Below are 9,687 nucleotides of genomic sequence, written 5' to 3'. Positions count from 1 at the left end.
GCTTATTTGCCATGGTCAGAAACTGTACAAGCAGATTGTAAATAAAGAAAAGAATCTCCAAAGTCGAGTGACTTTGGAGATTTTCAATATACCTCGTTATTGGGCGCTTACTTTATATGTGACATTTATAGTATAACGTGTTTCTTAATGAGTGTCAAATATATGTGACAAAAATGATTTTTGGTATTCTTCTGCCGAGCTTATCTATTACCATTGCTAATCTGTAAAAAAATTAGGCTAATCTGCGAATATTCTGTAAAAATTCTGCTACATATTCATTTCTGAAAAACGCTTTTTGAATGATTCTGCGTAATTAATATATGGAAAGCGAATTTTGATATGAAAATTATGGATGAAGATAAAAATGCAGTACATGACCTAGCTTTGAAGAATACGCCAGAATCAGTTGAAGAGATTATCAGGATTGTCGAAAACGCCAGAGAACGTACATATAGAAGAGTCAATGAAGAATTATTTAATGTACCAAGAGATAGGAAAATACCTCAGTGAGAAAAGCAAAAAAACAAGTTATGGCTCAAACTACATAGAAAATGTAGCTGATTTTTTTGCGCAAAATTATCCAAACTTAAAAGGCTTTACTCGTCGAGGACTTTATCGGATGAAACAATTCTATGAGATTTACAGGGATGATGAAAAAGTGACAACACTGTTGACACAATTAAGCTGGACAAATCACTTGAAAATCATGTCAGGTTTTAAAAGCCCAGAGGAAAGAAGATTTTATATCGAATTGGCAATAAAAGAAAAATATTCAAAAAGAGAATTAGAAAGACAAATAGATAGTGGTTATTATGAACGCTATATGCTTTCTAATGGTAAAAATACACCGACTTTGCAAAAAGCAAAACACGAAACACATAATCTGTTTCTAGATAGCTATATAATGTAACTTTCCCTGATGTACCAGAAGCGATTACATTTGGGTAAAATATCACAGAAGCTGTAATCATGGCACAATCAGCATTGGGTTTAGCCGTGTATGAACGAACGCAAATGCCCCTAGCCAGTTCACCAAAAGACATTCACCTTAAAAGTGATGAGGATTTTGTCGTAATGATCTCGCTTGATTTAAATGAATATCGTCGGAAAAATCATGCAAAAATTGTACGTAAAAACACCTCTATTCCTGAATGGCTAAATATCCTTGCAGAAAAAGAGAATATTAATTTTTCGCAAACCTTAACCGATGCCTTAAAGCAAAAGTTAGGTGTCTAAACGTATTCAAAACACAAACACACGGAATGATTTGCTAACTAATTTCCGTGTGTCTTTTCTTTTTAACTCAGTTTTTTACTTTTAACTTTCCCAAAGTTAAAAAGCAAATTTTTGAGTTAAAAGTTGATTTGTCAATATCTGTATGGTTATATACTATAATAGTTTCTTAAAAAGGCTAACATGTCTTCTTTAGTGATACCTTTGATTCCAATAGACTTCAAATCTGTTATTTCATTCTGCATTTCAGTGATAAATTTAGATAAATCATCAGCAACTTCTTTACTCAATATCTTACTTTCTGATTCTTTTAGCAATTGAGCTAATCTAAAAATATCATTCTTGTGTTTTTTTATATTTTTACTATCTATTTGTTCTCCATTTTGTTTTCTACTTTTTAGATCAAGCCATGCCTTTGCTTTAAAAGGAATTAAACAATCAACTGATAAAACCGGGACTCCTCCAACGATTTTCCGACCATCTTTTAATAACAAATAATACTGTTCATCTAACAAAATGGCTGACAAACTAGAAATCTGGTCATCAATTGGTAATGGTGTTAAAATTGCATCCTCAGTAAGCTCAATATGCACAGGATTTCTCGAAAATAGTTCTAACATGAATGGATAGCTATTATTTTTAGGATGGGAAAAGCGATAAAATTGCAAATCACCTGTACTTTTATTGTTATGTTGATAATTTGCTTCCTTAATGTATTCCCAAAATTGCGTGCCAAATTCCTTTGTAAGATTTTCTACAATAAGAACAACATCTATGTCTTTAGTAGCTCTAAAATCCAATTCTTCCTCGCTCATTAACAATTCACAAGCAGTTCCACCAATAATAACAAATTGATCATCAAATCGACCAAACCGTTCTCTAAAATTCTGCAATCCTACTACCAATTATCCCAACTCCTTATCTATTATTTCTTCTACAGCTTCTTCAATACGTGGGTCATCTTTATCTGCCAAAGATAAAATCACCGACACCCAATCTGGATTTTTCTCTCTGCTAAATAAAGTGGGATCATAATGCCATAATTCAAGCCTTACTTGTAAAGAATCATCAATTAATTCTGAATGTAAATTTTCCCTATTAAAATTTTGATTCGCAACAGCATAGGTTTGTATTCGAGAAGGGCTCAACATAGTATATTCTGATAACAATGATTCCCCTGACAGACGCATCTTTTCCGTTAATTGATTTTTGAAAATATATCCCGAATCTAAGACTGGAGATACTAAATAATCTCGTACACGATAAAACAACTCTTTTTTATCATATTTTGCTTGAATAATTTTATTGACTCCATCTTTTCTAATTTCAAATAATTCGGTAGCTACTAATTGCTGAACTGAGCGACTCATCGTCATTGCCGAATAAGGTAAAGCTTTCGTTGCATCTACTAAATATATCTCATCAGCTTTACTATATAAATAATATAAAAACAGTACCTGGGTAGATATTCTAAATTTTTCTATTACAGTGGCGCTATTGTTGTTCTCTTGGTTAGTCAAAAAGGTTCCTAAAAAAGGTAAAAAAATTTGATTATCCGTTACAAATGGCACCTTATTACGAATAAAACTTTGCCTACGATAATTTGAAATCGATGCCAACTGCAAGGCTACAGGTAATTGACACATTTCTTGTATTTTTGCTAAATGTTTTTTTAATGCTTTTGTTGTTGGTAATTCATCTGACAATGGTAAAATGAGCATAAATTTTTGATCAACTATTTTTGCTAAATAAAATGAATAATTGAGCGAAATGTATAATGGAAGTTGTCCTTTTGTCTCCCATTTTTCATATTCAATATCTAATCCAAAAAAATCTTTTATCATACTATCTACCTGCTTTTAACTCTATTTATTTCATTTTAACTTTCCAAAGGTTAAAAAGCAAATTTTTGAGTTAAAAGTTAATTTGTCGGGGTTTATAACAAAAAAGACTTCTCCCATGGAAAAGCCTTTAAGATTTAAAATGAATGTTGCTGCAGTTGAGCGAGTTGTTGATTGATAGACAAAACTTGAGGGACAGCCTGTGAAAATAGCTGGTCAAGTTGATTGTAAATAACTGCGCAAGTCTCATCTGGTATATAGGTGTGCGTAGAATTTGGCCAGTTTGGAAAATCCGTTAAATTTTCGCAAGCTTTCATCGCCAACATTGCCGCCCCTTTACAGGAACTTTCCGGACAATCCATCACGACAATCTCCTTTTGACAAATGTCCGCAAAAAGCTGAGGAATCACCGTATTATTCGTCATCCCGCCAGTTAGACAAATCTGCTTAGAAGGTCCATATTTATCATCTAAGCGCTGCACAATTTGCCGCAAATTCAAAATAATGCCTTCCATCGTGGCTTTCAAAATATCTTCTTTGGTATGGCTGTGATTTAACCCTAAGATATTCCCACGAAGGTTTGCTTGAAAATAGGGGGCACGTTCTCCAAAGAAATGCGGTAAAACAAGCAAACCATGACTTCCAGCAGGTACTTTCGTCATTTTTTGTAATAAACTCGGATAATCTTCACCAGCAAAAAATTGTTCTTTTAACCATTGGAAAATCACGCCACCATTATTCACCGCGCCTCCTTCGACAAAGAAATCTTGGGCTAACGGATATAAAAAGAGGCCCTGACTTGTTTGAGGTGTTTTGGTTTCAATGATTTTGCGGACAGCGCCACTCGTGCCCACGGTAATGACTAACTGATTGGTCAAAGATTCTTGAATACCAAGATTGGATAACACCCCATCGCTCGCTCCCACGATGATTTGCGGACTTTCTGCTAACTGCCACTCATCGCAAATCGTCTCACTTAAAGATAGTTGCGTTGTGGTAGGTACAATTTCGGACAATTGTTTGCGTTCAAGACCAGCTAAAGATAACAGTTCTTCATCCCAATCATGATTTTGCAGATGATAATAGCCTGTACTTGCTGCCAGCGATTCATCGACCACCCAATGATTGGTCAGCTGCCCGAGAATATATTCTTTAATCCCCACAAAATAGCGCGTCTGATCAAAAAGTGCTGGAAGCTCCTCACGTAAATAGCACACTTTACTTAGCGGCGTCATTGGATGATTCGGCACACCCGTTCTAGCACAAATCTCTGAAATATCTGCTCTTTTGCCTAGCGCTTCGACTTGTTTTTGCGCACGCGTATCAGCCCAGGTAATCAACGGATGAAGTACTTGGCGATTTTCATCTAGGCACAGCAAACTATGCATTGCCGCAGAAAAACCAACGCCTATGATTGTTTGCTTGTTTTCTTTGGCTGAATGAAAGGCTGCCCCCATTACTTCTTTCACCGCTTGCAAGATATCATCCGGATTTTGTTCCGCTTTTCCTGTCAAATCAGTTATTAATGGATAGCCTTTTTGAAACGTCTTGTCCATCTGACCCCTCTGATCAAAAAGAACCGCCTTGGTCGAAGTGGTCCCAATATCCACCCCTAAATAGTACTTATTTTGCTTGCTCAACCGCATGACCCCCGAATCCATTGCGTAAAGAAGAAACCACCTTCCCCGCAAAAGTATCTGACTGTTGTGAACGTAGCCGCATCTGTAGCGACATGGTGATAATTGGTGCTGGAATACCTAATTTAAATGCTTCTTCTATCGTCCATAAGCCTTCACCTGAGCTATGAACCACACCTGTTAACTTTTCCAAATGTGCATCTTTACTAAATGATTCAGCCATTAATTCCATCAACCATGAGCGAATCACAGAACCATGATTCCATAAATAAGCGACTGAATGTAAATCATAGTCAAATGGCCCTTCTTCTAATATTTCAAAGCCCTCACCTATGGCTTGCATCATGCCATATTCAATTCCGTTATGCACCATTTTCAAATAATGTCCACTGCCTACTTTTCCAGTATATAGATAACCATCTTTTTGCGCAATTTTTTCAAAAATGGGCTGTAAGTATCGATGAAACATTTCCTCATTGCCACCAATCATGAAATTGCCACCGTTTAAAGCACCATCCACACCACCTGATGTACCACAATCAAAAAAATAAATTCCCTTTGATTGACAACATTTGGCATTTGCTATGGAATCTTGATAAAAAGAATTTCCTCCATCAACTAGTAAATCGCCTGGCTCTAAAATCTCACTCAATTGATGAACCATTTGATTGGTAACTTCTCCAGCAGGTAACATCATCCAGACAATTCGCGGCTTAGGAAGATTACTTAGACTTTCAACTTCTTGAATAACAGTTGCACCTAATTTTTGCGCTTGCTTTCTTGCATTTTCACTAATATCAAACGCAGATACTTCAATCTCATTTCGCAACATATTCTCAACTAAATTGATTCCCATTTTTCCTAGACCAATCATTCCAATTTGCATGATGTATTCCTCTTTTCATTCCATTAATGAGGGGATACCCACAAAAATGGCTATCCCCTATAATCTTATTTTACAGCTTCTTCATCTTCAATTTCTAAAATACGTTGATCGATTAATTGTTGATACCAAGCTGCAGATTTTTTCAATGTACGTATTCTTTCTTGATTCAATTCAATTCGCACTAAACCATATCTATTCTTAAATGCATTCATAGGAGATACACAATCTGTAAATGCCCACAACATATAGCCTTTGCAATTCGCTCCTTGTTCTACTGCACGTAATAACCAAGATAGATGCTTACCAATAAAATCGATACGATAATCATCTTGAACTACGCCAGATGCATCCATAAACTGTTCTTCATTTTCACGTCCCATGCCATTTTCAGTAATTAACCATGGAATATTGTTATATCTTTCTTTGATATACATTGCCATATCAAATAATAATTTTGGATAAATTTCCCACCCACGAGAATTATTCATTTGACGTCCTGGCAAATCAAAAGTTTCATAGAATTTTTCAGGGTGAAACGGAGCTTGATTATTCCATTGATATCTAGGAGCTCTCACACGCTTTGGATAATATTGATTAATGCCTAAGAAGTCAACCGTATTTTGGGCAATACAATCCAAATCCTCTTGAGTGTAAGTAAATTCAAGCCCTTCTTCTTTACAAACTTTCCAAAAAAATTCAGGATAAGAACCATGAACTAATGGATCTAGATAGATGCGATTAAAGAACAAATCATACATTTCCGCTGCTTTTTGATCTTCCGGTGAACTGGATCGTGCATACACCATTTCAGGATTTAGCACACAGCCAATTTGTCCTTCATAACCTTTGGATTTGAATAACTCGACTACTTTTGCGGTTGCTAAAACTTTATGGTAATTCCATTGCATCCATTTATTTGTGTTTTGCTCATGTGGCCAACGAATAGCATCTAAGTAGCACCGTGTTTGAATAACAATTGGCTCATTAAATGTAAACCAATATTTTACTTTATGATGATATCGTTTAAATACTTCAGCAGCATATTGAACATAAAAATCAACTACTTTCCGACTACTCCAACCTTCATATTTTTCTAGTAAAAAGGCAGGTAATTCATAATGTTCTAAACACAACATTGGTTCAACACCGGCCGCAATTAACGCATCTAAAACATCATCAATATGTTGCGCATAGTCTTCATCCACAACCCCTTTTTCATAATCAATCATAAATCTTGACCAATTAATAGAGGTACGATAGTGTGTTAAATGGATTTTTTTCATCATATCCACATCTTCTTGGTATTGCTCCATAAAATTAGTTGCTACTGCTGGGCCATACCCATTATGCCAGACGAACTTTTCATTTTTATACCAACTATCTAAGTAGGAATCTTGTCCTTCTTTTTTTCCTTTCCAGCCTTCTGTTTGCCATGCTGAAGAAGCGGCTCCTAAAATGAAGTCTTTAGGGATTGTAAGTTGCATGAATCTCAACCTCTCTTATTATTTATTTTCTAATGCCATTCTATTTGATACTTTTACAAATGGTAAATAAATCAATACAGATACAACGATACATACTAATTGGGTTAACACTGCCCCAAAGTCACCAGCTGTTGCTAAATAACCATTGACCAAAGGAGGCATTGGCCAAGGAACCATAACGACTGCTTTTGCTGCAAATCCTAATGAAGTAGAAATATAACCAATTGTACCTGTTACTAATGGTGTTAAAATAAATGGAATGGCCAAAATAGGGTTTAACATGATTGGCATACCGAAAATAACTGGTTCATTGATATTAAAGATACCAGGTGCGGCAGACAACTTCGCAATTTCCTTCATATCTTCACGTTTACCTACAAGGAAAATAGCGATTAATAAACCGATTGTGACACCAGAACCACCCATACTCATATACATATCCCAAAATGGCATAGTAATGATATTTGGAACTTCTTTACCTGCTTCAAACGCTTCAGTATTAACAGCAATTGCCGCTAATAATAATGGTTCACGTATAGGTTTAATCATTTGGTTACCATGAATACCAATTACCCAGAAAATTTGCGCAATTAACATTAAGATTAATAATCCTGGTAGACCCTGTACAATATGTTCCAAAGGTTTTTGAACGACATTGTAAATAATGTCATAAGCATACATACCTGTGATTGCTTTTACCGCGAAACCAAATACTGCAATAATAGCCACTGTAAAAATGGTTGGAATTAATGAGGAGAAACTAACTGACACGTTGCTCGGAACACTATCAGGCATTTTAATTTTCAACTTATCTTGTTTTCTTAGCCAAGAGTATAATTCAATTGAAACAATAGCAATAAACATTCCTAAAAATAGTCCTTTGGTATCTGAATATTGTTTGGCCAAGACATTTTCAACTAATAAACTGCGATCACCATCTAAAAATTGGTAAGTTGTAGGGTTCACCGATAGATAACTCATAACGGCAATAATACCAGCAAAAGCACCAGAAATATTATTTAATTTTGCCAATTCAATCCCAATTAAAAATACAGCATAAATCGTTAAAAAGCTTAATGTTACATAGCTTACTGAAGAGGCTATTGGTTTTAAATCAGCTAAAAAACTTAAGGCTTTAATTTTAGCCAGTCCATTAGTTGAATCAAAAACCATTGCTGAAAATAATGTACCGAACGCCCCAGTAATGATTACTGGAATTAATTGTGTAAATGCATTTTTAATAACCATAATGTAACGTAAATTATTGATTTTGTTCGCTACATTTCCTAAAACATCTGACATCTTATCTAAGAAACTCGTCTTCATTATTCTGTCTCCTTCACTGTGTTTGTATAACCAACATTCCTTCATATTAGCTATTATTCTTTGATATCGCCTCCCATAAGCCATTTAAATAGGCTGTTGCTAAAGCTCTATCATATAAACCATATCCCGGACGTCCAGTCTCTCCCCAAATCATTCGTCCATGGTCTGGTCTGATATATCCGTCAAATCCATTTTGATACATTGTTTGAACGACACGATACATATCTAAATGTCCATAATTTGATGGATGAGCGCTTTCATGAAAGTCTTTTGTTCCATTGATAAATTGAATATTTCTTAAATGAGCAAATGGGATTCTATCTCTAGCACAAAATTCAGATAACATCGCATATACATCATTATCCGGATCTTCAGCCATACTTCCTGTACAAAACGTAATGCCATTCGCCGGAGAGTCAATAGTGTCACATAACCAGCGTAAATCTTGAACATCCTTCATAATCCGAGGTAGTCCATAAATTGAATAAGGTGGATCATCTGGATGAATTCCCATCTTAATCCCAACCTCTTCGCAAACAGGAATAATCTTTTCTAAAAAGTAAAGCAAATTTTCCCTAAGCTTTTCTTCATCGACATCTTTATAAGCTTCAAAAAGTCGTTCAATATCAGCTAATCTTTCTGGCTCCCATCCAGGTAATACTAACCGATCCGCTTCTTTTTTCACTTGATTAATAATTACTTGTGGATCATCAGGGATATCTGCATCTATATAAGCCAAAGCATAAGAACCATCTGCCAATTTATAATTCAAATCAGACTTAGCCCAATCAAAAATCGGCATAAAATTGTAACAAATAACTTCTATACCATACTTCGCTAAATTGCGGATTGTTTGAATATAATTTTCGATATATTTATCTCTTGTTGGTAAGCCAATTTTTATATCATCATGAACATTGACACTTTCGATAACCTTCAAGTGCATGCCAGCAGCTTCAACTTCCTCTTTTAAAGCCTTTATTCTATCTTCAGGCCATACCTCTCCAGCAGGAATATCCATTAAAGTCCCAACAATCCCCTGAACATTAGGAATTTGTCGGATATCTTCTAAGCTGATCTTTTCAAATGCTTTTCCATACCATCTAAAGGTCATATCCATTTCTATCACTCGCCAATCTGATATACTAATATATTACTTTCAGGTATATAGTAATCGTTTGCAAGCTGTATGTCAATGATATATTGAAAAAAAACTGAAGAAAATTTGAAAAAATAGCCATTATCTGATATATTAGATTGTGTAGAAAGTAACATATTGA

General features: G+C 35.1%; 9 protein-coding genes. 2 read left to right on the top strand and 7 right to left on the bottom strand.

Annotated features, from left to right (window positions below; genetic code table 11):
* Positions 1–463 precede the first annotated feature (463 nt).
* Together ACTQZM_RS06880 and ACTQZM_RS06875 are read left to right on the top strand one after the other, a co-directional pair.
* A complete protein-coding gene (locus ACTQZM_RS06880) occupies positions 464–910 on the top strand; it encodes a DUF1016 N-terminal domain-containing protein (protein WP_441653309.1) in 447 nt (148 codons plus the stop codon).
* A 59-nt stretch (positions 911–969) separates the two neighbouring features.
* Entirely contained in the window at positions 970–1,236 is a 267-nt protein-coding gene (locus ACTQZM_RS06875) for a hypothetical protein (protein ID WP_441653308.1), read from the top strand.
* 146 nt (positions 1,237–1,382) lie between these two features.
* Here the strand turns inward: ACTQZM_RS06875 and ACTQZM_RS06870 are convergent, their stop codons facing one another.
* The 7 genes from ACTQZM_RS06870 to uxuA all read right to left on the bottom strand — a co-directional run bounded on the left by ACTQZM_RS06870 (position 1,383) and on the right by uxuA (position 9,527).
* Positions 1,383–2,138, bottom strand: a complete 756-nt coding sequence (locus ACTQZM_RS06870) for a hypothetical protein (RefSeq protein ID WP_441653307.1) — start codon at positions 2,136–2,138, stop codon at positions 1,383–1,385.
* Positions 2,139–3,077, bottom strand: coding sequence for a hypothetical protein (locus ACTQZM_RS06865; RefSeq protein ID WP_441653306.1), 939 nt, complete (start codon positions 3,075–3,077; stop codon positions 2,139–2,141).
* 134 nt (positions 3,078–3,211) lie between these two features.
* Positions 3,212–4,720 (bottom strand): gluconokinase, encoded by a 1,509-nt coding sequence (locus ACTQZM_RS06860; RefSeq protein WP_441653305.1) that lies wholly within the window; start codon positions 4,718–4,720, stop codon positions 3,212–3,214.
* Complete coding sequence (gnd, locus tag ACTQZM_RS06855; protein ID WP_441653304.1) at positions 4,698–5,597, bottom strand: phosphogluconate dehydrogenase (NAD(+)-dependent, decarboxylating); 900 nt, start codon at positions 5,595–5,597, stop codon at positions 4,698–4,700. The genes ACTQZM_RS06860 and gnd overlap by 23 nt, the downstream gene beginning before the upstream one ends.
* A gap of 65 nt (positions 5,598–5,662) precedes the next feature.
* Entirely contained in the window at positions 5,663–7,081 is a 1,419-nt protein-coding gene (locus ACTQZM_RS06850; protein WP_441653303.1) for a glycoside hydrolase family 1 protein, read from the bottom strand.
* An 18-nt stretch (positions 7,082–7,099) separates the two neighbouring features.
* Positions 7,100–8,407: a PTS sugar transporter subunit IIC gene (locus ACTQZM_RS06845; protein WP_441653302.1), complete on the bottom strand. Its 1,308-nt coding sequence runs from the start codon at positions 8,405–8,407 to the stop codon at positions 7,100–7,102.
* A 46-nt stretch (positions 8,408–8,453) separates the two neighbouring features.
* Positions 8,454–9,527: a mannonate dehydratase gene (gene uxuA / locus ACTQZM_RS06840; RefSeq protein WP_441653301.1), complete on the bottom strand. Its 1,074-nt coding sequence runs from the start codon at positions 9,525–9,527 to the stop codon at positions 8,454–8,456.
* Positions 9,528–9,687 lie beyond the last annotated feature (160 nt).

The organism is Enterococcus cecorum, assembly GCF_052119425.1.
Classification (GTDB): domain Bacteria; phylum Bacillota; class Bacilli; order Lactobacillales; family Enterococcaceae; genus Enterococcus_E; species Enterococcus_E cecorum_C.
Note: the sequence above shows the minus strand (reverse complement) of the source record. Positions and strands in the feature narration are given on the sequence as shown.